The 19,999-nt window shown below is 72.1% G+C and carries 18 protein-coding genes, 1 tRNA gene and 3 pseudogenes; 4 read left to right on the plus strand and 18 right to left on the minus strand.

Annotation, left to right across the window (positions count from 1 at the left end):
• The 13 genes and pseudogenes from ACTHJJ_RS12600 to ACTHJJ_RS12660 form a co-directional block, all read right to left on the minus strand.
• A pseudogene (locus ACTHJJ_RS12600) lies at positions 1–368 on the minus strand (4-hydroxy-3-methylbut-2-enyl diphosphate reductase); the annotation flags it as partial.
• Positions 369–470: 102 nt separating this feature from the next.
• Positions 471–893, minus strand: a pseudogene (locus ACTHJJ_RS12605) (phosphorylase family protein); the annotation flags it as partial.
• Positions 890–2,836 carry a squalene--hopene cyclase gene (gene shc / locus ACTHJJ_RS12610; RefSeq protein ID WP_440303284.1) on the minus strand — a complete coding sequence of 649 codons (1,947 nt, stop codon included), beginning with the start codon at positions 2,834–2,836 and terminating at the stop codon, positions 890–892. The pseudogene ACTHJJ_RS12605 and the gene shc, both read right to left, overlap by 4 nt.
• Positions 2,837–2,847: 11 nt before the next feature.
• Positions 2,848–3,861, minus strand: a complete 1,014-nt coding sequence (locus ACTHJJ_RS12615) for a polyprenyl synthetase family protein (RefSeq protein ID WP_440303285.1) — start codon at positions 3,859–3,861, stop codon at positions 2,848–2,850.
• Complete coding sequence (gene hpnE, locus ACTHJJ_RS12620) at positions 3,858–5,273, minus strand: hydroxysqualene dehydroxylase HpnE (protein ID WP_440303286.1); 1,416 nt, start codon at positions 5,271–5,273, stop codon at positions 3,858–3,860. The genes ACTHJJ_RS12615 and hpnE overlap by 4 nt, the downstream gene beginning before the upstream one ends.
• Positions 5,270–6,232 (minus strand): phytoene/squalene synthase family protein, encoded by a 963-nt coding sequence (locus ACTHJJ_RS12625; RefSeq protein WP_440303287.1) that lies wholly within the window; start codon positions 6,230–6,232, stop codon positions 5,270–5,272. The genes hpnE and ACTHJJ_RS12625 overlap by 4 nt, the downstream gene beginning before the upstream one ends.
• Entirely contained in the window at positions 6,229–7,053 is an 825-nt protein-coding gene (hpnC, locus tag ACTHJJ_RS12630; protein ID WP_440303288.1) for a squalene synthase HpnC, read from the minus strand. Before hpnC ends, ACTHJJ_RS12625 begins: the two co-directional genes overlap by 4 nt.
• Positions 7,054–7,061: 8 nt before the next feature.
• Positions 7,062–8,948 carry a 1-deoxy-D-xylulose-5-phosphate synthase gene (dxs, locus tag ACTHJJ_RS12635; protein WP_440303289.1) on the minus strand — a complete coding sequence of 629 codons (1,887 nt, stop codon included), beginning with the start codon at positions 8,946–8,948 and terminating at the stop codon, positions 7,062–7,064.
• Positions 8,949–9,042: 94 nt separating this feature from the next.
• Positions 9,043–9,522: a MarR family winged helix-turn-helix transcriptional regulator gene (locus ACTHJJ_RS12640; RefSeq protein ID WP_440303290.1), complete on the minus strand. Its 480-nt coding sequence runs from the start codon at positions 9,520–9,522 to the stop codon at positions 9,043–9,045.
• A 72-nt stretch (positions 9,523–9,594) separates the two neighbouring features.
• Positions 9,595–9,972: a DUF3037 domain-containing protein gene (locus ACTHJJ_RS12645; RefSeq protein ID WP_440303291.1), complete on the minus strand. Its 378-nt coding sequence runs from the start codon at positions 9,970–9,972 to the stop codon at positions 9,595–9,597.
• Positions 9,969–10,739 carry a HipA family kinase gene (locus ACTHJJ_RS12650; protein ID WP_440303292.1) on the minus strand — a complete coding sequence of 257 codons (771 nt, stop codon included), beginning with the start codon at positions 10,737–10,739 and terminating at the stop codon, positions 9,969–9,971. The genes ACTHJJ_RS12645 and ACTHJJ_RS12650 overlap by 4 nt, the downstream gene beginning before the upstream one ends.
• A 4-nt stretch (positions 10,740–10,743) precedes the next feature.
• Positions 10,744–11,967: a threonine ammonia-lyase gene (gene ilvA, locus ACTHJJ_RS12655; RefSeq protein ID WP_440303293.1), complete on the minus strand. Its 1,224-nt coding sequence runs from the start codon at positions 11,965–11,967 to the stop codon at positions 10,744–10,746.
• Positions 11,968–12,021: 54 nt separating this feature from the next.
• Positions 12,022–13,287 carry an MFS transporter gene (locus tag ACTHJJ_RS12660; protein ID WP_440303294.1) on the minus strand — a complete coding sequence of 422 codons (1,266 nt, stop codon included), beginning with the start codon at positions 13,285–13,287 and terminating at the stop codon, positions 12,022–12,024.
• A 527-nt stretch (positions 13,288–13,814) separates the two neighbouring features.
• On the opposite strand from ACTHJJ_RS12660, the gene ACTHJJ_RS12665 reads away from it, so the two are divergent.
• Entirely contained in the window at positions 13,815–14,417 is a 603-nt protein-coding gene (locus ACTHJJ_RS12665) for a class I SAM-dependent methyltransferase (RefSeq protein ID WP_440303295.1), read from the plus strand.
• Between the two features lie 364 nt (positions 14,418–14,781).
• Here ACTHJJ_RS12665 and ACTHJJ_RS12670 read toward each other — a convergent pair whose 3' ends face one another.
• Positions 14,782–15,351, minus strand: a complete 570-nt coding sequence (locus ACTHJJ_RS12670; RefSeq protein ID WP_440303296.1) for an ANTAR domain-containing protein — start codon at positions 15,349–15,351, stop codon at positions 14,782–14,784.
• 653 nt (positions 15,352–16,004) lie between these two features.
• On the opposite strand from ACTHJJ_RS12670, the gene ACTHJJ_RS12675 reads away from it, so the two are divergent.
• Complete coding sequence (locus ACTHJJ_RS12675) at positions 16,005–16,436, plus strand: hypothetical protein (protein ID WP_440303297.1); 432 nt, start codon at positions 16,005–16,007, stop codon at positions 16,434–16,436.
• Positions 16,437–16,603: 167 nt separating this feature from the next.
• Here the strand turns inward: ACTHJJ_RS12675 and ACTHJJ_RS12680 are convergent.
• The 3 genes and pseudogenes from ACTHJJ_RS12680 to ACTHJJ_RS12690 form a co-directional block, all read right to left on the minus strand.
• Positions 16,604–16,845, minus strand: a pseudogene (locus tag ACTHJJ_RS12680) (metal-sensitive transcriptional regulator).
• The gene (locus tag ACTHJJ_RS12685; protein ID WP_440303298.1) at positions 16,842–17,003 is read right to left on the minus strand and encodes a rhodanese-like domain-containing protein; all 162 of its coding nucleotides are present in this window, start codon (positions 17,001–17,003) and stop codon (positions 16,842–16,844) included. Before ACTHJJ_RS12685 ends, ACTHJJ_RS12680 begins: the two are co-directional and overlap by 4 nt.
• A 91-nt stretch (positions 17,004–17,094) precedes the next feature.
• Positions 17,095–17,181, minus strand: a tRNA-Leu gene (locus ACTHJJ_RS12690).
• 135 nt (positions 17,182–17,316) lie between these two features.
• Here ACTHJJ_RS12690 and ACTHJJ_RS12695 point away from each other — a divergent pair.
• Positions 17,317–18,651, plus strand: coding sequence for a M20/M25/M40 family metallo-hydrolase (locus ACTHJJ_RS12695; protein ID WP_440303299.1), 1,335 nt, complete (start codon positions 17,317–17,319; stop codon positions 18,649–18,651).
• A gap of 29 nt (positions 18,652–18,680) precedes the next feature.
• Here ACTHJJ_RS12695 and ACTHJJ_RS12700 read toward each other — a convergent pair whose 3' ends face one another.
• A complete protein-coding gene (locus tag ACTHJJ_RS12700) occupies positions 18,681–18,872 on the minus strand; it encodes a DUF5703 family protein (RefSeq protein ID WP_440303300.1) in 192 nt (63 codons plus the stop codon).
• A 124-nt stretch (positions 18,873–18,996) separates the two neighbouring features.
• On the opposite strand from ACTHJJ_RS12700, the gene ACTHJJ_RS12705 reads away from it, so the two are divergent.
• Entirely contained in the window at positions 18,997–19,809 is an 813-nt protein-coding gene (locus ACTHJJ_RS12705; protein WP_440303301.1) for an LppX_LprAFG lipoprotein, read from the plus strand.
• The last annotated feature ends 190 nt before the right edge of the window (positions 19,810–19,999 follow it).

A 19,999-nucleotide genomic window follows, 5' to 3' on the forward strand; every position in this document is an offset into this window, starting at 1 on the left:
GCCTCCGCGTGCACCTTCGCCACGAGCGGGCACGTCGCGTCGATGACGTCCAGCCCTCGGCGTCGGGCCTCGGCCCGGACCTCCGGTGCGACGCCGTGGGCCGAGAACACCACCGTCGCGCCTTGCGGGACCTCGCCGAGCTCGTCGACGAAGATCGCGCCCCGCGCCTCGAGGCGGCGCACCACGTGGCTGTTGTGGACGATCTGCCGCCGCACGTAGACCGGTGCCCCGCGCTGGTCCAGTGCCCGGTCGACCACCTCGATGGCCCGCACCACGCCTGCGCAGAACGAGCGCGGCGCGGCGAGCAGGACCCGACGGGGGCCGATGGCGTCGCCCCAGGCCGTGAGCGGGCCCGCGAGCTCCGGAATGGCCCGCAGCGCCGTCCGGACGCGGCGCAGGGTCGCCGGCCGCAGGAGCGGCTCGCCCGCTGGATCGGCCACGACACGGATGACGGCCCGCGCCGCCCCTCGGGCCGGTCGGAGGAGCCACACCGACTCCATGTCGGCGGCGAGCACGCCGTCGGCCGCGAGGGACCTGCGCTCGCGGTTCGTCACGACATGGGAGACGCTCGCGATGGGGCCGGCCTGGACCGGCAGGCCATGCTGGCGCAGCGCGCGGGCGAGCAGCGGCGCGCTCGGGCACGGCAGGGCGGCGCCGTGCGGGGGGCGCACCTCCGTCGCGACGACGACGTCACCGGGCACGAGGTCGGGAGCCACCCCGGCCCCGATCCCCACGACCGCGACGGCGTCGGCGTGCCGCACCCGTGGGCTGGCCGCCGCACGCGCGGCAGACTTCGGCCCGACACCGGTTCGCGCCACCTGGGGAACGAGCGGAGCCCGGCGCAGCGCAGCCGCCTCCCTGGCGGAGGGCGTGCAGACGAGCAGGGTGCTCATGGCGCGCTCCGGACGTAGCGGGCCAGGGCGCTGACGGGGAACACGAGGCGGTAGAGGTGGTAGTTGATGTAGAAGTCGCCGGGGAAACCGGTGCCCGTGTACTCCGGCTCGTCCCACCCGCCGTCGTCCTCCTGGTGCTCCACCAACCACTCGATCCCACGCCGTACGGCAGGCGACCCGGCCTCGCCGGCGGCGAGGAGGCCGAGCAGGGCCCAGGCGGTCTGTGATGCCGTGGAGGTGCCCCGGCCCCGGGCCGACGGCTCCCGGTAGGAGCGCAGGTCCTCGCCCCAGCCGCCGTCCGGGTTCTGGACCTCCTCGAGCCAGGCGACGCCGCGCCGCACGGGGGTCTCCGCGGGATGGACACCGACCGCGACCAGGGCGGGGAGCGCGGCCCCCGTGCCGTAGACGTGGTTGGCTCCCCAGCGGCCGAACCAGGACCCGTCCGGCTCCTGTTCGCGCAGCAGCCACGCGAGCCCGGCGCGGGCAGCCGACGTCTGCCCGCGTCCGGTCAGCGCGAGCATCTCGACGACGTGCGCGGTGACATCTGCGCTGGGCGGGTCCGTCACGGCGCCGAAGTCGCAGAAGGGCAGGGCCAGCGGCAGCGTGCTGGTGTTCTCGGCATCGAAGGCGGCCCAACCGCCGTCTCGGCACTGCATGCCGACGACCCAGTTCACCCCACGCTCGGCCGCGGCGGTGCCGCCCGCGCCGACGCGCTCCAGCCCGAGGACCACCTCGGCTGTGTCGTCGACGTCGGGATAGAAGTCGTTGTCGAACTCGAAGGCCCAGCCCCCGGGCGCGAGGCCGGGTCGGCGCACCCTCCAGTCACCGCGCGCACCGATCTCCTCGCCGACGATCCAGTCGACGGCCCGCGCGACCATCGGGTCGTCGCTGCCGACCCCCGCGTCGCCGAGCGCGACGAGCGCGAGCGCCGTGTCCCAGACCGGTGACTGGCAGGCCTCCATCCGCCGCACCGGCCCGTCCGGCCCCGGCTCCTCCACGGTGAACCGCTGCCACCCTGCGAGGCCGAGCCGCATGACCGGCTCGTCGACCGGTCGCCCGAGGGCGTGCAGCGCCATGAGCGAGTAGACCCACGGCGGCTGGATGCCGCCCCACGAGCCGTCGGCCTCCTGGCGCTCGACGATCCACCCCTCCGCCCGCCGCAGCGCGTGCTCCCGCAGCCGCCGGGGGTGGTGCCGCTCGAGGATGTGCAGGACCTTGTCGAGGCCGCCACCGAGCAGCGCCCGCCGACCAGCCCGGGTCACGAGCGGGTATGCCGCTGGGCTCGCCGCGTCGGGAGGTGCCCCTCCCTGCTGGGCCGGCCCGCCGCCATACAGCTCGGCGATCTCGAAGCCGAGGTCGGACTGCGGCCGCAGCGCCATGAGCACCGCGATCGGGACGATCGTCTGCCGCGCCCAGCATGCGAAGTCGTGGACGGACAGCGGGAGCCACGTGGGCAGGAGGATCTGCTCGACCGGGACGACGGGGAGCTCGTCCCAGGGCCAGAGGCCGAAGAGGGCGAGCCAGAGGTGGGTGAAGACCCGGGTCCGTTCGACTCCGCCGAGGGCGAGGATCACGGCGCGCGCCCGCACGAGGTGCGGTGCGGCGGGACTGTCCCCGGCGAGGCGGAGCGCGAGGTAGGCCTCGACGGTGGTCGAGAGGTCCGGCGGGCCCTCGTGGAACGTCGCCCACGAGCCGTCCGGCCGCTGCTTCGTGCGGATCCACCGGGCGGTCCACTCGGTCTCGCGCGCGGTCCGGATGCCGAGGAACTGGCGCATCAGGAGGTCCTCGGCGTCGATCGTGACGTTCGTCTCGAGCTCACCCTTCCACCAGCCGTCGGCGTGCTGCAGGGCGCGCAGCCGGGCCACGGCGCGGTCGAGGGCGAGCGCAGCGGGCGTCGGCTCCCACAGCTCCGTTGTCGCGTCCCGGTCGGCTTGCATCGTCATGGGCGGCCGCCTCAGTGGTCCCTGCCGGCGAGCCGGGTCGCCATGGCGGACAGGGGCGCCGCCCGGCGGGCGTCCGGGAAGACGTCGGCGAGGACGCCGAGCGCGATGTCGAGCTCGGCAGCGGCCCGGTGTTCGGCCCAGCGGCGCCCCCCGGCCTCCTCGACGAGGGTGGCCGCCTTTGCGAGCTCGTCCTCGTCGAGAGAGGCCTCCCGCCGGTAGAGCGCCCGGAGGGCGGCACCGGCCGTCGTGTCGGAGGCGAGCGCGGCGACGACGGGCGCCGTCTTCTTCCGGGAGCGAAGGTCGGACAGGACCGGCTTGCCGGTGCGTTCGGGGGCGCCCCAGATGCCGAGCAGGTCATCGTCGAGCTGGAAGGCGAGGCCGACCCGTTCTCCGAACTCGGCGAGCGCGGCCGCGTAGCGTGCCGGTGCGTCGGCGAGCATCGGCCCGATCGAGCAGGAACACGCGAGCAGCGCGCCGGTCTTGTCGGCCTCCATACGGAGGCACTCCTCGGGGGTGACGTCCTCGCGGGACTCGAAGGCGAGGTCGGCGGCCTGTCCCGCGATGAGGCGCCGGGTCGTGGCCGCGAGGGCCTGGACCGCGAATCCGACGGTGGGGGAAGGTGCCTCGGCGAGGACCTCACCGGCGAGGGCGAGCATTGCGTCGCCGGCGAGGATCGCGGCCGACAGCCCGAAGGTGGCCCAGACGGTCGGCCGGTGGCGTCGCCGTTCGTCGCCGTCCATGACGTCGTCGTGGACGAGGGAGAAGTTGTGGACCAGCTCGACGGCCACCGCGGCCGGGATGACGGTGAGCGGGTCACGGCCGGCCGCGCCCGTGGTGAGGAGGACCAGCTCGGGGCGGATCCCCTTGCCCGGCAGCCGGGTCGGCGTGGCGTCACGGTCCCAGAAGCCGAGGTGGTAGCCGCAGACGTGCCGAGTCTCCGGGTCGAGCCGCTCGATGGAGGACCGCAGGGCGTCGTGGGTGGTGGCTCGGGCAAGGCTCAGGTTGTCGGTGAGGACGCTCGTCATGAGGTCACCTCCATCTGGGGTCGGGGGGCCGGTGGGCCCGCGAGGTCGCGCGGCGGCCCGGCCACGGCGGGGGACTGGGACGCGGCGAGCAGGTGGGCGGCCGCGGCCCGGCCGCTGCGGACGGCGGCCTCGAGGGTGTCCGGCCAGCCGGGCACGGTCCACGCGCCGGCGAGGGCGAGGTCGGGCCAGCGCGTGGCCGGTCCCGGTCGTACCGCCGCGGTGCCGGGTCGTTGCCGGAAGGTCGCCTGTGGTTCCCGCGTGACGAAGGCGTCGACAACCTCGGCGCGGCTCGCCGCCGGCAGGTGGCGGCGCAGCTCGGCCAGGTGCAGCCCGACGAGGTCCTCGGCGCGGGTGTGGACGGCGTTGTCCGCGGCGGACACGGAGGACACGAGGTACTGGCCGCCACCGTCCCGTCCGCTCGCCTCGGTGCGGTCGAAGACCCACTGGATCGCGCTGTCCGGGAGTGCGGCGAACGGCACGGGCAGCACGGGGCGGTCGAGGACGAGGTGCACGTTGACGATGGCGGAGTGGCCGAGGAGGCGCCACCGCGCTGGGGCGTCGGCCGCCCCGTCGGGGACTAGGCTCGCGGCCTGGTCGTGCGGGACCGCGAGGACGACCGCCTGGGCTCGCAGCCGGGCTATGGGGTGTGCGCGGTCGCGCACCTCGACGACGAGGCCGGACGGCTCGCGCGCGATCCGCAGGGCCTTGCAGCCGAGCCGGATCCGGGCGCCGGCCTCGAGGAGGGCGTGCCGTGCGGGCTCCGCGTGGAGCGCGTCCAGCGGGACTGCGGGGATCCCGAGGTCGCCGGCGTCGACCTGGTCGAGGAGGCCGGTCCGGAAGACCCGGGCGGCCAGCGCGAGGGAGGCCTCGTCGGGTGGGAGGTTGAGGGCGGCCGTCGTGACGAGACCCCAGAGCCGGTCCATCGACGATCCGGCCTGGCCCTGCCCCACCAGCCACTGCCCGAAGGACTGCAGGTCGCTGTCGCCGCCGTCGGGGTCGACGTGCCGCAGCGCGCCCGCGGCCCGGACGGCCGAGAGCCGTGCCGGCAGCGGCAGCGCTCCGTACCGGAGCAGGCCGGGCAGGAGGTGCAGGGGTGGCGGCCCGCGGCGCGCCCGGGTCAGGTGAGCGGCCCCGTGGGGGAGCAGAACGGTGATGTCGAGGCGGTCCTGCACCGGCACGAGACGGGCCACGCCCAGCCGCCCGAGCAGCGACCGGTACTGCTCGTAGCAGCGGAGGATCACGTGGACGCCCGTGTCGACGGGTCGCCCGTCCCGGCGGCCGGAGGCGGCCCTGCCGCCGAGGCGCGGGCGCGCCTCGAGCAGCAGGACCTGGCGACCCGCCCCGGCAAGGTCCATGGCGGCGGTGACTCCGGCGAGGCCACCGCCGACGACGATGATCGGTCGCTCGCTCATGCGGCACCCCGGACGATCGCGTGGACGGCGACGGAGACCTTCGCGGAGGTCGACAGCGACAGTCGCTGGCTCCGAACGACACTGGGCTCCGCGGCGATCCGGCGGAGGAGCCGCCGGTAGATGCCGGCCATGGCCGCGGTGCAGACGGCGCTGCGTCGATCGAGGAGGGGCAGGAGGGTGAGGCCGCGGACGTACCACGCCTCGGCGCGACGCGCCTCGAACCTGACGAGCGCGTCGAAGTGGCGCGGCGGGTCGGCGATCGTGCCGTCCGGTCCGAGGTCGAGGGTGCACCCGAAGCGGTCGAGATCCTCCTGCGGGAGGTAGACGCGGCCCATCAGGCGGTCCTCGCGCAGGTCCCGGAGGATGTTCGTCAGCTGGAGCGCGACCCCGAGGTCGTCGGCCAGCGGCTCCGCATCGGCGAGCAGGGGCGGGTTGTAGACACCGACGGAGAGACGGCCGACGGACCCGGCGACGTGGCGGCAGTAGTCGACGACGTCGTCAAAGGTCTCGTAGCGGCATCCCACCGCGTCTGCCTCGCAGCCGTCGATGAGGTCGTCGAAGGCGTCGAGCGGGATCGGCAGCCGCGCGGCCGCGTCGGCGAGCGCGACAAGCACGAGGTCCTCGTCGTCGGGCTGACCCGGGCCATCGACGAGCGACGTGACAACCGGTCTCCTATGAATCGTGGGGGCCGGCGAGGTCGAGCCGTTGGGACCGATCCGAGGCCGTGACCGTCGGCCCTCGAGGGCCTCGAGGCGGCTCCGGACCGCCTCCAGGGCCTCCACCCGGTCGGCCGTCGACCCGTCGCCGTCGCCGATGTCGTCGATCCGGCGGGCGGTCGCGTAGACGGCGGAGAGGGCCTGTCGCTGCAGCGGCGCGAGGAGCCGGATGCCGTAGGAGAAGTTGCGTGCCTCCGTCCGGGTGATCTGCTCACACCGCTCGTAGGCCGCCGCGACGTTCATCCCGTCCGCCTCACGACGCCGTGCACCCAGGCGGCGGCGATGTCCGACCGGGTCGGCTTCACCTCGCCGGACAGGGTGTCGTAGCCCGCCCGCCGGATCCGGTCGGCGGCGGCTCGGCCCCCCGCGATGTAGCCCGAGACGGCGACCCTGGCCCAGCCGTGCAGCGTCGAGACCAGCGGCGCCCCCGCCCCCAGCCATGCCGCGGCCCGTTCGGTTTCGAACGCCACGAGCCGGCGCAGCGCGGTCCCGGCCCGGGTGGCCGCGAGGTCCACCTCGGTGACGCCGAAGCGGTCGAGATCCTCCTTCGGGAGGTAGATGCGCCCGCGGGCGTGGTCCTCGCCGATGTCCTGCCAGTGCTCGAGCAGCTGCAGGGCCGTGCAGACGCGGTCGGACAGCTCAACGCGGTCCGGGGTCGCCACGCCGAAGATGGCGAGGACGATCTCGCCGACCGGGTTCGCCGACAGCCGGCAGTGGTCGACGAGCTCGCCGAAGCTCGGGCACCGGGTCCGGTCCTGGTCGCGCAGGTTCGCCTCGACGAGGCGCAGCAGGCAGTCGGCCGGCACGCCCGCCCGGGTCGTGAGGTCGGCCAGCCCGGCGACGACCGGGTCCGTCACCGGCCGGCCCGCGTAGAGCCGGCGCACCTGGTCGGCGACCTGCTCGAGGGCCGCGACCCGGTCGCCGGCGAACTCGTCGCCGAGGTCGTCGACGTACCGCGCGTACCGGTACGTTGCGTGGAGCTCGGCCCGGACCCGGGTAGGCAGGACCCGGAGCGCGACGGGGAAGTTCTCGCCGGCCTCCGCGGAGCGGGTGGAGGGACCCATGGCGGCCCTCAGGCGAGTCTCCGGAGGCGGTCGTCGTGCTCGGCACGGTCGCGTATGCCGCTCACCCCGGTCCGTCCGGACAGCTGGGTCGCGACGGCGTGCGCGATGCCGGCCCCGTCGAGGCCGTGCTCGCGCAGGATCGCAGTCCGGTCGCCGTGGGCGATGAACTGCGTGGGCAGCCCCAGCGCGTGGACCGGGGTGTCCACTCCGGCGTCGGCGAGGAGGCGAGCGACGTGCGCTCCCACTCCGGAGGCGCGCACGCCGTCCTCGACGGTCACCACGAGGTCGTGCTCGGCGGCGAGGTCCGGCAGGGCAGGGTTGACGGGCAGCACCCAGCGCGGGTCGACGACGGCGCAGCGGATCCCCTCTGGGAGGAGCCGCTCGGCCGCCTCGACCGTCGCGCCGGCGAGGGCGCCGACCGGGAGGAGCAGGACGTGCGGGTTGGGCGGGCGGCGGAGCACGTCCATGCCGGCGACCCGGTCGAGGGCGGGCAAGGCTCCGGCAGCGGTGGCCTTGGGGAAGCGCAGGGCCGTCGGCCCCTGGTGGCCGACCGCCTCGTCCAGCTCGTCGACGAGCGTGGAGGGGTCACGCGGCGCGGCGACCCGCATCCCCGGGACGGCCGCGAGCAGGGTGAGGTCCCAGAGCCCGTGATGACTGGGACCGTCCGGTCCGGTGATCCCGGCACGGTCCAGGACGAGGGTCACGGGCAGGTGGTGCAGGCCCGCGTCGAGCAGCGTCTGGTCGAAGGCCCGGTGCATGAAGGTGGAGTAGATGGCGACGACCGGGTGCAGGCCGCCCATGGCCATGCCGCTCGCGCTGACGAGGGCCTGCTGCTCGGCGATGCCCACGTCGATGCAGCGCTCGGGGTGCCGGGCGGCGAGGGCCTGCAGCCCCGTCGGACCGATCATGGCGGCGCTCACCGCCACGACGTCGGGGCGCCGCTCGGCGACCCCGACGAGCGCGTCGCCGAAGACGTCGGTCCACGTGCGCGCGGGCGGGCGGCTCGGAGCACCTGTGAGGGCCTCGATGACCCCGACTGAGTGCAGGTGGTCCGCCTCGTCGCGGACGGCAGGGACGTAGCCGTGCCCCTTCTCGGTGCGGACGTGCACCACGACCGGGTGCGCCTGCTGGCGGGCTCGGCGGAGGGCGCTCTCGACGGCGGCGATGTCGTGTCCGTCGACCGGCCCGATGTAGGCGAGTCCCATCGACTCGAAGAGGCTCACCCCGCGTGCTGACTCGTCCGGCGCGCCTGTCGGTGGGGTGGCCGCGGCTCCGTCCCCGAGCCGGGTCACGACTCCCGGATAGCCGGCCCGGTCCGCGAGGCGGCCGAGGTGCCGGGGGAGTCCGCCGACTGTCGGGGCGTAGGAGCGTTCGTTGTCGTTGAGCACGACGATGATGCGCCGGCCCGACGCGCCGACGTTGTTGAGCCCCTCCCAGGCGAGACCGCCCGTCATTGCCCCGTCACCGACCACGGCGACGACCGGCTCGTTCGAGCCTCGGCTCGTCAGGGCCCGGCTGAGTCCGTCGGCGTAGGCCAGTGCCGTCGACGCGTGCGAGTTCTCGACGAGATCGTGCTCCGACTCGTGGCGTTTCGGGTAGCCGGACAGGCCCCCGGCCTTGCGGAGGGAGGAGAACCCGGCGAGGCGCCCGGTCAGCAGCTTGTGGACATAGGCCTGGTGACCGGTGTCGAAGACGATGGGCGTCCTCGGGGAGTCGAAGACGCGGTGCAGTGCGATCGTGAGCTCGACGACGCCGAGGTTCGGACCGAGGTGGCCGCCGTTCGCGCAGACCGAGTCGACCAGGACCTGGCGGATCTCCTGTGCCAGGCACGCCAAGCCCTCGGGGCCGAGGTCCTCGAGGTCTTCCGGGCTTCGAATTGTCTCCAGAATGGACATCGTGCCTTCGCTCCGGTCACGGCACCGTGGAGGGTCATGGCCATTACATCGGGATGCGATCCAATTCGAGGGTATACCCGTCGGGCCGTTCAGATCACGGGACAGTTCGGGTATCGGTGCCGAGGAACTTGGCCGAGAGCGTGGCGAGGAACTCCTCCGAGATGCTGAGGGTCTCGGCCGCCCGCTCGAGCTCGGCGAGGTGGGCCGTGGCGAGCCCGTCGAGCAGCTCGTTCGCCTTGTCCGTGAGGAGGACGCGGACGACGCGCTGGTCGTGCGGGTCGCGTCGTCGGGCGACGAGGCCCAAGGACTCGGCGCGGTTGACGAGCTCGATGGCGCTGTTGGGCCGGATCAGCAGCTCCGAGGCGACGTCACCGACGCTGGGCGGCGCGTCGCCGACGCGCGCGCGGACGGCGAGCAGCAGGAGGTACTGCTGCGGGGTGAGCCCCGCCTTGCGGACTCGCTGCTCGCTCCACTTCATGAACTGCAGCATCGCCCGGCGAAACGTGAAGAGCATGGCGAACTGCTCACCCGTCAGTCGGTCCTGACCGGTGGGAGGCTCGTTGTCATCGCCCATGGCCCACCTCCACCTGCCTCCTGTAGATCGTATGACGCTGAACTGGGCCGAGAGCCGGGTGCGTCAGTGAGGTCAGGGACGGACGTAGGCGTCGAGGAGCCGCTCGATCTCCTGCCGAGGATCCTCGGTCAGCCCGCCGTGGACGGGGCCCGGCTGGACCATGGTGGACCGGGGGGCGATGATCCAGCCGAAGCGTTGGCCCGGTTTGTCGATGCTGGGCAACCCGCGGCCGCTCTCGCCCCGGCACAGCGCCTGGACCCGGTCGAGCGCGGCGCGGGCACCGTCGAGGTCGCAGCCGGGCGCGAAGCAGCGGGCACGGTCCTCGTCGATCTCCCAGGCGGCATCAAGGAAGTCGGCGTCCTGGCTGTAGACGACGACGCCGACGTTGAGGAACTCCTCCCGGTCGACGCGCGGGACGAGGCGCAGGACGACGTACTGGTAGGCGTTCACCGCTCGCCTCCCGCCGGCAGCCAGGCGTCCGGCCTGCCCACGCGTGCGGTGAGCATCGCCACGTATGCCGCTCGGGCGGCAGGTGCGTCCGGCAGCCAGGGCGTCGGCTCGAGCCACTCGTCCGGGACGTCTGCGACGACTTCGGTCACGGCCTCGGGAGTGAGCCGCGCCGACAGCTCGTCCTGTCGCGCGGCCACGTCGCCGGCCACGTCGCGCAGCACGTGACGGCTGGCGTCGAAGGGCTGGGCCGCGAAGCGATCCGGGTCGGGGCGCTTGCCCGGCCACGAGTGGTGGAAGTAGAGGGCCGCGCCGTGGTCGATGGCGTACGTCTGGCGGTGCCAGACGAGCAGGTTGGGGTTGGACCAGGTGCGGTCCACGTTGGCGGTCAGGGCATCGAGCCAGATGATCCGCTCGGCGAGGTCGGCCGAGGGCGGCCGGGCCCCGTCGTAGCCGAGGGCTCCCGGCAGGAAGTCGACGCCCAGGTTCGTCCCGACGGAGGCGGTGAGCAGGTCCTGCACCTCCTCGTCCGCCTCGTACTTGGCAATGCGCTCGTCGAGGTCGACGACGGCGAGGTCCGGGACCGGCACGTCGATGAGCCGGGCCAGCCCGGCCACGATGACCTCGGCGACGAGCACTTTGAGGCCCTGCCCCGCCCCGCGGAACTTCAGCACGTAGGTGCCGCAGTCGCTCGCCTCGACGATGCCGGGCAGTGACCCGCCCTCCTTGAGGGGCGTGACGTAGCGGGTCGCGCTGATCTCGGGGAGCACAGTCTCAGTCGACCATCGGATGGAAGCCGTTCGCCTGCAGGTCGGCGATCACTGTGGCGGCGTGGTCGGCGCCCTTCGTCTCGACCCGCACGCCGATCTCCACCTCGTCGATGCCCAGCGGCACGGCGGTGCGCACGTGTTCGATCTCGAGGACGTTCGCCTCGGCCCGCGCGAGGTGGTCGAGCAGCGAGGCGAGCGAGCCCGGGCGGTCAGGTACGCGCACCCTGAACTGCAGGTAGCGTCCGCCGGCCGACAGGCCGTGCCGGATGATGCGCAGCAGCAGCAGCGGGTCGATGTTGCCCCCGGACAGGACGGCGACGACCGGACCCTCCACGGCACCGCGGCCCGCGTCGAGGAGCGCCGCCGCGGCAGCCGCACCGGCGGGCTCGACGACGAGCTTGGCCCGCTCGAGCAGGTAGAGGACGGCGCGGGAGAGCTCCTCCTCGCTGACGGTGCGGATCTCGTCGACGAGCGCCCTGACGATCGAGTAGGGCACCTCGCCCGGGCACCCGACGGCGATCCCGTCCGCCATCGTCGCCATCTCGGCCAGTGGCACCGGGCGCCCCTGGGCGAGGGACGGGGGATAGGCCGCGGCCTTCTCGGCCTGCACCCCGATGACGGTCACGTCCGGCTTGCGGGCCTTGACCGCGGTCGTGATGCCGGCGAGCAGGCCGCCGCCGCCGGTCCCGACGATGATCGTCCGGACATCCGGGCACTGCTCGAGGATCTCGAGCCCGCACGTGCCGGCGCCCGCGACGATGTCGGGGTGGTCGAAGGGGTGGATGAGGACGGCACCGGTCCGGTCCTCGAACTTCTTCGCCTGCACCAGGCACTCGTCGATCGTCGTGCCGAACTGCTCGACGTCGGCGCCGTAGCCGCGGGTCGCCAGCAGCTTCGGCAGCGGAGCGCCGAGGGGCATGAAGACGGTCGCCTTGAGCCCGAGCAGCTGGGCGGCCAGCGCGACGCCCTGGGCGTGGTTGCCGGCGCTCGCGCACACGACCCCACGGGCCTTCTCCTCCTCGCTGAGGCGCGCCATCCGGTTGTAGGCACCGCGGATCTTGAACGACCCGGCGCGCTGGAGGTTCTCGCACTTGAGGTGGGTCTCGGCGCCGATCCGTTCGCTGAGGCCACGGCTGTACTCGAGTGGGGTGGGACGGACCACGCCCTCCAGCAGCCGCTGGGCCGAGAGGACGTCGTCGAGGGACACGGGCAACGCCGGTGATGCCATGACACCGGAGCCTAGTGGTGTGTCAGAGGTGCCCGTGCCACGGCGTTCGCCTGCTCAGGCCGCACGACGGGCGTCGGCCCGGTCCGCGGCGCGCCACGCGGGCTGGAGCCGGGTCGCGAGGACGACGTAGACGGCGCCGGTGATGGTGACCGGCCATGCGAGCAGCCCGCTCTGCGGGAGCAGCGCCGCACCGATCGCCACGGCGGACACGAGGCCGCCGTTGTAGACCAGGTCGTAGGCGGAGAACGCCCGGCCCAGAAGGGAGTCCGGCACGTGCTGCTGCATGAGTGTGTCGCAGCAGATCTTGACGGACTGCGAGCCGAAGGAGACGAGGGCCGAGAGCGCTGCGGTGCTCCAGAGGGTGAGCCACCAGCCGAGCCCGAGCGCGGCGGCGCCGGCGACCGCGAGCGAGGCTGCGGCATACGGGACCGGCGACCAGCGACCCGCGAGCCAGGGCGTCACGAAGGCGGCGAGGGCGAAGCCGAGGGCGGAGGCACCGGCCGCGAGCCCGAAGCGGAGGAACCCGGTCCCGCCGTGCGCGAGCGGGCCGCGGGACAGGAGCAATGCCTGGAGCAGGACGATCCCGAAGGGCAGCCGCGTGAGGAACACGAGGGCGAGGACGAGCCAGCCGCGCACCGGCAGCGTCCGGACCATCTCGACGAAGCCGCGCACCACGGACACGACGATCTGCCCCAGCCGCGGCCCGGCCGCCTCGTGCGTCGGGCCGATGAACGGCAGCCGCGAGACGACCCACGAGGCGGTCAGGGTGCTGGCCGCAGCGACGAGGACCACGACGACGTCCGAGCCCATCGCGTGCATGCCAGCTCCGACCGCGCCACCGGCCGCGTACGCGAGCGAGCCGAGAGTCGGGGCGATGGAGTTGGCCTCGACGAGCTCCTCACGGCGCACGACGTGGGGGAGCGCGGCGGAGAAGCCGGCGAGCACGAAGCGGTTGAGGGAGAAGACGATCAGGACGAGGAGGAAGAAGACCGGGCTGAGGCTCGCGCCGGTCACGAAGGCCGCGACCACCGCCATGCAGCACGCCCGGAGCAGCTGGCTGATGACGAGGGTTCTGCGCCGCGGCCAGCGGTCGAGCAGCACCCCGACGAACGGGCCGAGGGCGCTGTACGGCAGCAGGACGACGGCGAAGGCCGCGGCGATCGCGCTCGGGTTCGCGGCCTGCTCAGGGTTGAAGATGACGTGTCTGGCGAGGGCGACCTGGAAGATCCCGTCGCTGCCCTGGGAGGTGACCCGGGAGGCGAAGAGCCGGCGAAAACCGCGCAGCCGCATCAGCGACACGAGGGCGCGGAGGAAGGTCACCCGGCTCAGCGTAGGCCGCTGTTCCCGCGGTTTCCCGCGCTGTCGAGCGGAGGGTCAGCCGAAGATGTTCGCCCACTCGCGGATGTGCCAGTTCTCGATGAGCCCAGCACGCACGAAGGGGTCGTTGTCGGCGTAACGCGTCGGATCCTCGTGCGAGGTGAGCACGGGGCTTCCCGTTGCACGTCCGGGAATGACCGGACGCGGGTGCTCATGAAGACCACGTAGAAGCGGGGAACGCCGTCAACCTGGACCGCGTCTGTGAAGAGGAGCCGGAGGGCGATTTCCCGGTTGACCTTGACGTGCTTCAGCGCGAGGGTGGCTGCTGTCTCTGGGTCCCGGGGGTATGGCGTTCAAGAGTGCGCGGTGCTCATGGACGAGTCGCGTCCCAAGACCGGTGTCCGCTCGACCGGCTCGCGGCACGATGAGGCGGTCGCCCGCCGGGGGGCAGATGGGGTCGTCGCGCGTGCCGGTTGACACGCTGTCTTCGGCTGCGGTTGCGGGTCGCGCATCCTCCTAAGATCGGCCCGATGAAGACGAGCGATGTTCAGCAGGCGTACTCCTCGCTCTCTCACGTGTACATCGACCTCTTCGGCTCCGGGCAGCATGAGCACCCTGACGACCTGCGATTGATCGACCAGCACCTCGGGCATGTGACCGGTCCTGTCCTCGACCTCGGCTGCGGTCCAGGGCACCTGACGGGCTACCTGCGCTCCAGGGACACGGATGTCACGGGGATTGACATGGTGCCTGAGTTCATTGCCCACGCCCGCCAAGCTCACCCGACCGCCAAATTCGAACTCGGCTCGATAGCCCGCCCGGCACGTGCGGACGGCTCAGTGGCTGGCGCGCTGGCTTGGTACTCGCTCATCCATTTCGAACCCAACCAGTTGAACCATGCGCTAGCCGAGATCCGACGAATCATGGCGCCTGGAGGGGTCCTGGTCGTGGGCTTCTTCGAAGGGCCGCGCTGCGAGCCATTCGAGCACAAAGTCATCACCGCACATCGGTGGCCCGCGGACGAGATCGCGCGCCGACTGGCCGAGTCAGGCTTCATCGAGCTGGAGCGGCTTCAGCGGCCTCGGGACGGCGAGCGGCGGGCACATGCCGCCATCGCGGCCGCAGCTGTATAGCGAAACAGAGGATGCGGCTCGCACATCGGACACTTCACGCGGCGCGGAATGAGCGGGAAAAGGGGCGGCTGTGCTTCTGCAGCCCGAAGAGTCAAGGCGCCCAAATGTCGATCATGCCTCGGCAGTGTTCTACCAACCGATGTGCAATCGGCAGCCCCTTCTCGAAGGCTTCAGTCATACCTCGGGTGGTTCGGCGATGTCGCCACGACTGTTCAGCTGCAACAGGGCGTTGACGGGGCGGTGGACGGCGCGCCGTCGGAGCCGTGAGCCTCGGTTTGCCGCACAGCGGAACCAGGAGAGCGTTCGAGAGGGCGCACGCTGATTGGGCCGGCGAACCGACCAGCTGCGTCGCAGCCAGTCCTACTCAGGACGGGCCGCCCGGCCCGTGCCCATCCCCGGCGGTAGGCAAGCCACTGACGTCACCAGTGTTCACAACTTCGTCCGCCAGGACACGGACCTTGCGGTTGGTGTTCTGACTGGCCCGGCTGATGATGGCGAACGCTTCGACCTCGCTGACCTTTCGGCTTGCCATGACGATGCCGATCGCGGCCCCGATCATTCGCGAGGTGCGCAGCGCCTCCTGCAGGTGCACGGCGTGATCGCGGTCGATCAGCCCCTCTATTTGCAGTTCGGAGAGGATCTTCTCGTTGATGTCGAGTCGGGCCTCGAGGTCGGCGATCTTAAGGCGGTCGTCGGCGGACCGGTTCTCACTGGCGTCCGCACGGCGGTTCGCCTCATCTGCGCGGGCATCACTCGCGTCCGCCCGCTGGTGGGCCTCGTCGGCGCGGCCATCACTCGCGTCTGCCCGCTGGTGGGCATCGTCGGCGCGGGACTCGAGCGCGTCGATGTCGGCCCGGTTGCGGTCGACCCGCGCCCGCAGGTCGTCGATCTGACGCTGCAACTCGGAATCGCCGTCGGGCTGATTCTCCTCCATGGGGACAAAATTAGAGGCGGCATCGTGGACCGACAAGCGCCAGGTTGCCGCGCCCGAGGCGACTCGGCCCCTCAGCCGGACCGGCGCCAGCGAACAGTCCGCGTCCCGACGGGAGTCGGGGCGCGGCCCGCCCCTCGACCCGCGCTGTTGGAGTCGGAGGCTTCGCCCGCGAGGCACTATTGCCCCCCACGCGCGGGAGCATGCGGGAGATCTCGCCTCGTTCGCCTGGCCGAGACGCGGCCGGCGCTCGTTCTTTGCGGAGGCTACCTGCCGCGATGACGAAAGTGACGCTCGCTCCGGACTCGACATCTGGGCCGGGCGTGAGGCTGGAGTATCAGTGCCGGCAAACGGAGCTATCAGGGTAGAAATAGGATGGTTTGCCCCCTTTGACATCGGTCTTGTGCCCGTTGTGCCGGGTCTTGCGGGCCAGCAAGGTGCCGCACAGCCACTGGCAGCGGGTGACCTATCGGGCATGGAAGGGGAGGTGGATCATGAGCACGGCTGACCATGGGAACAAGCCCCAGCTTGACGCCCGTGGTCGGCGTGGCGTGACGCTTGCTGAGATCGCTCGATCGCTGGAGCACCGGCTGCATCTTCCGGGCATCGACCTTGCAGGCGCTGCGCGCCGGCTGCCAGTACGCGATCGAGCGGGCGTGATCGCCAATCTCGAGCGGCTCGGCCAGGACCGTCGGGCCAGCTTCGTCGCGGCGGTGCAGCGGCTGGCCTCCCTTCAGGAGCAGGGCGGATACCGGCTCCGGGTTCACCTTGACCCCACCGGGCTCAGCGACTCCGCGATCACCGACGCCTGCGAACTGTTCGGCGCCTGCGGCGTCTGGATGGTGCAGGGCGGAACCTGGCTCGGCGAGCGGGTCGGGTTCCGGCACGTGACGCTGATGCGGGGCGCGCTTGCCTCGGGGCCGCTACTGAAGTGGACCAACCCGGTGCCGTCCCTGCACGTCATGCTGCTCGCCCTCGCCGAAGGCGTCGACCGGTTCAAGGCGGACGTCGCAACCATCCTGCAGGATGCGAGCTGGCAGGAGCGCCTGGCCCCGCTCACGGTCCCCCTGAAGGACGTCGACTACTGAGCGGCGGGTTCGCGTGCACGAAGGACCAGGCCCAGGGCGGCTTTCGAGACGGCCGCGCTGAACACGTTCTCGGGCACCGACTTCACGGACGGAGAGCCCTGCTCGTATGGCGCCCGGCAGCCGAGCCGTGGTTCGACCGCAGGCGCGTCTACCTGACCGGGCGAGCCTCACGCCAGCGAGAGAAACAGCTTCTCCATCTTCTTCACATCCGCATAGCCAGCATCGCCGCCGTCGGCCAGGCAGTGCTGCGGGCCGGTCGCGACGATCGCGAAGCCGGCGCGGTCCAGCGCACAGAGACGGCGGGCAACTGGGTGACGACGTCTTCGCAGTCCCGTCCCTCCTCCAGCATCCGGACCACTCCGTCGAGCTGCCCGCGGGCGCGCTTGATCCGGTTGGTCACCGATTTCAACTCGGCCCCTCCAGCAGGTCGTCGAGCCGGTGGCGCAGGGTGTCCAGCTCGATGTTCACCGCGCCGGGAATGTGTCCCGAGGCGTACTCCGTCGGAGTGCGGACGTCCAGCACGGCGGCCCTTGCGGCGACCCGGTCGGGCAGCTCGTGCCACTGCACCGTGGACCACCCGGCCGGAGCGGGGCGGGGCGGTTCTCACCGGACAAACGCGTCGGGCGAAGGCCCCCGATGGGGGCCTCCGCCCGAACAGTGGTGTCGAGGGGGGGACTTGAACCCCCACGCCCGTTAAGGGCACTAGCACCTCAAGCTAGCGCGTCTGCCATTCCGCCACCCCGACAAGGTGATGTGCAGGGCTCTCGTGGGGAGCTCCCTGCGGCGAGGTGAAACGTTAGCACGACCCCTCGTCAGATCACGAACCGAGGCGAGACGGACCGCCGAGCGGGCCTCCGACAGGCGGCATACCCTGTCCGACATGACGCCACCCGACGCCCAGGCCACCCTCGCACCCGAGGACGAAGTCGTCCGGATCTGCTCCGACCTCATCCGGATCGACTCGTCCAACTACGGCGACGGGAGCGGCCCGGGGGAGCGCGCGGCGGCCGAGTACGTCCTCACCGAACTGGCCGAGGTGGGCCTCGAGGCCGAGCTCTTCGAGAGCGAGCCGGGCCGCTCGACGGTCGTGCTCCGGCTGGAGGGGGCCGACCCGAGCCGGCCCGGCCTCGCCGTGCACGGCCACCTCGACGTCGTCCCCGCGAACGCCGCGGACTGGCAGGTGGACCCCTTCGCCGCGGAACAGCGCGATGGCTGCATCTGGGGCCGGGGAGCGGTCGACATGAAGGACATGGACGCCATGATGCTGGCGACCATCCGCCACCTCGCGCGGACCGGGACGAGGCCGGCCCGCGACACGACTGTCGTCTTCTTCGCCGACGAGGAGGCCGGCGGGGTCCACGGGAGCCACTGGCTCGTCGACAAGCACCCAGAGGTCTTCGACGGCGTGGCCGAGGCGATCAGCGAGGTCGGCGGCTTCAGCGTCACCCTGCCCACCCCGACCGGGCCGCGGCGCGCCTATCTGCTGCAGACGGCGGAGAAGGGCCTCGCGTGGCTGCGGCTGCGCGCCCACGGGCGGGCGGGGCACGGCTCGGTCCCGAACGACGCGAACGCCGTCGTCCGGCTCGCGGAGGCGATCGCCCGGATCGCGGCCCACGAATGGCCGCGTGAGTACGTCGCGTCGGTCCGCGGCCTCCTCGACGGGGTGAGCGAGCTGACCGGCGTCCCGTATGGCGCTGACGAGCCGTCCGCCTTGCTCGCGACCCTGGGCGGTGCTCGGGGTTTCGTGCAAGGCACCCTGCGCAACACGATCAACGCGACCATGCTCGAGGCCGGCTACAAGCACAACGTCATCCCGCAGACGGCGACCGCGGCGATCGACTGCCGGTTCCTGCCCGGGCACCAGGACGAGCTGCTCGACACGGTGCGGGAGCTGGCCGGCGAGTTCGTCGAGGTCGAGACGGTCCACCTCGACGTCGCGCTCGAGGCCCCGTGGGACGGTGACCTCGTCGAGTCGATGAAGCAGGCGCTGCTCCGCGCCGACCCCGATGCGGCCGTGCTGCCGTACTGCCTGTCCGGTGGCACCGACAACAAGGCCCTGAGCCGGCTCGGGATCACCGGCTACGGCTTCGCGCCGCTGCGCCTGCCCGGTGACCTCGACTTCGTCGGGATGTTCCACGGCATCGACGAGCGGGTCCCCGTCGAGGGGCTCCGGCTCGGCACGCGGGTGCTGGCGGACTTCCTGCAGAACTGCTGAGGCGGCCGGAGCGTCCCCGGTGGCGCGCCTCAGGTGCGCTGGACGCGCATGATCTTGCGCCGCAGCCACATCCGCCGGATGCCGCCCACGTAGATCACCGAGCGGGACAGCTCCCACCGACCGTACTCGGCGTGCTCCCGTACCGCCTGACGCGCCTCCGCCTTCGAGGTGTGCCGGTCGAAGGTGAGGACCCGGTACTCGTACTCGGTCAGCCCGCTCATCACCGACATTGTGACACCGTGCTGGCCCTCATCGACCTCGACGCATAAGGTTGCCGCGTCGCCTCCGGGCCGGGGGCGACCCGGCGTCTCGCCGACACCGGTCATCCAAGGAGGGCTCACGACCATGACCACCCGTCTCCACCGCGCCGCCGTCTGCCTCGCGGTGCCCGCCGTCCTGCTCGTCGGCGCCTGCGGCAAGAGTGACGCGCCGGCGACCTCCCCGGCCTCGAGCTCGACCTCCACGTCCGAGCAGACCGCCCAGAGCCCCGCTCCGACCACGGTGGAGACGACCGACGGTGCGGCTGCCGGCGGCAAGCACACGGACAAGGCTTCCTTCGTCTCGGCGATGAAGGCCGGCATGTCCAACGTCTCGAGCGCCCACGTGTCGATGCAGCTCGAGGGGCAGGGGCAGAAGGTCTCCATGGAGGGCGTCACCAAGGTCGACGCGAAGGACCCCGCCATGAAGATGACAATGTCCATGGGCGGCATGGACATCGACCTCATCGTCCTCGGGGGCAAGGTCTACGTGAAGGGCATCCCAGGTGCCGCCGCCGAGGGCAAGTGGGCCCAGTTCGACAAGAACAGCCCGGTGGCCAAGAGCATGCTCGAGTCGGCCTCCGGGGCGGACCCCACGCGGATGTTCGACGAGTTCGAGAAGGCACTGACCGACGTGCGCTACGTCGGCGCCGAGACGGTCGACGGGGAGCAGCTGCAGAAGTACGCCGTGAAGCTCGACACCACCAAGGTCCAGACCGGGGATGCGGCCTCGCTGCCCAAGACGATCGACTACGACGTGTGGCTGGACTCGAAGGACCGGATGCGCAAGGTGGCCTTCGACCTCGCGGGCGTCAAGGCCGACATGCGGATGGACAAGTACGGCGAGCCGCTCGACATCAAGGCGCCCCCGGCGTCCCAGGTTGTCAAGGGCCAGGGCTGACCGAGACCGGTGCCGGGCTCTGAGGCCCCAATCTGGTTTGCACCGGACACCCCGTCCACTACGGTCGAGACATGAGCGACGCGCGCGCTGCCCTGGAGCAACTCATCGCAGCCCTCGAGCGCCACTACGAGGCGGCGAACTCGAGCCGGGACCCCGACCACCCCATGGTGGTCGCGGCGGCACAGGACCT

Origin of the sequence: Intrasporangium sp. (assembly GCF_051961875.1) — a bacterium.
Classification (GTDB): Bacteria; Actinomycetota; Actinomycetes; order Actinomycetales; family Dermatophilaceae; genus Intrasporangium_A.

What these genes read in the sequence shown, in the direction of transcription:
- shc (WP_440303284.1), bottom strand. Translation starts at nt 2,836, where the DNA reads ATGACGATGCAAGCCGACCGGGACGCGACAACGGAGCTGTGGGAGCCG.
- ACTHJJ_RS12615 (WP_440303285.1), bottom strand. Translation starts at nt 3,861, where the DNA reads ATGACGAGCGTCCTCACCGACAACCTGAGCCTTGCCCGAGCCACCACC.
- hpnE (WP_440303286.1), bottom strand. Translation starts at nt 5,273, where the DNA reads ATGAGCGAGCGACCGATCATCGTCGTCGGCGGTGGCCTCGCCGGAGTC.
- ACTHJJ_RS12625 (WP_440303287.1), bottom strand. Translation starts at nt 6,232, where the DNA reads ATGAACGTCGCGGCGGCCTACGAGCGGTGTGAGCAGATCACCCGGACG.
- hpnC (WP_440303288.1), bottom strand. Translation starts at nt 7,053, where the DNA reads ATGGGTCCCTCCACCCGCTCCGCGGAGGCCGGCGAGAACTTCCCCGTC.
- dxs (WP_440303289.1), bottom strand. Translation starts at nt 8,948, where the DNA reads ATGTCCATTCTGGAGACAATTCGAAGCCCGGAAGACCTCGAGGACCTC.
- ACTHJJ_RS12640 (WP_440303290.1), bottom strand. Translation starts at nt 9,522, where the DNA reads ATGGGCGATGACAACGAGCCTCCCACCGGTCAGGACCGACTGACGGGT.
- ilvA (WP_440303293.1), bottom strand. Translation starts at nt 11,967, where the DNA reads ATGGCATCACCGGCGTTGCCCGTGTCCCTCGACGACGTCCTCTCGGCC.
- ACTHJJ_RS12665 (WP_440303295.1), top strand. Translation starts at nt 13,815, where the DNA reads ATGAAGACGAGCGATGTTCAGCAGGCGTACTCCTCGCTCTCTCACGTG.
- ACTHJJ_RS12670 (WP_440303296.1), bottom strand. Translation starts at nt 15,351, where the DNA reads ATGGAGGAGAATCAGCCCGACGGCGATTCCGAGTTGCAGCGTCAGATC.
- ACTHJJ_RS12695 (WP_440303299.1), top strand. Translation starts at nt 17,317, where the DNA reads ATGACGCCACCCGACGCCCAGGCCACCCTCGCACCCGAGGACGAAGTC.
- ACTHJJ_RS12700 (WP_440303300.1), bottom strand. Translation starts at nt 18,872, where the DNA reads ATGAGCGGGCTGACCGAGTACGAGTACCGGGTCCTCACCTTCGACCGG.
- ACTHJJ_RS12705 (WP_440303301.1), top strand. Translation starts at nt 18,997, where the DNA reads ATGACCACCCGTCTCCACCGCGCCGCCGTCTGCCTCGCGGTGCCCGCC.